Source organism: Citrobacter sp. TBCS-14, assembly GCF_005280805.1.
Lineage (GTDB): Bacteria > Pseudomonadota > Gammaproteobacteria > Enterobacterales > Enterobacteriaceae > Citrobacter > Citrobacter gillenii.
The window spans coordinates 1-212 of sequence record NZ_SZWM01000258.1 but is presented as its reverse complement, the minus strand read 5'-3'; the positions used below and the strand labels follow the sequence as shown (position 1 = coordinate 212).

Genomic DNA, 212 nt, shown 5'->3' with positions numbered 1-212 from the left:
AAATACGCACCTCAACCGGTAGCATCAGGGTGATAAAAATCATCCAGAAGAACAGGTTGCGCAGCGGAAAGCGGAACCAGACGATGGCGAATGCGGAGAGCATAGAGACGGTAATTTTCCCTACCGTAATGCTGAACGCCATGATGAAACTGTTGAGCATCATCAGCCAGAACGGTGCGCTGTTGACGCCCACGCCGTTGACCCAGATGTAT

At 51.4% G+C, this 212-nt stretch carries 1 pseudogene; it reads right to left on the bottom strand.

What is annotated here, in order from left to right:
- Nucleotides 1-212: pseudogene (locus FDX22_RS30945) on the bottom strand (glycerol-3-phosphate transporter); the annotation flags it as partial.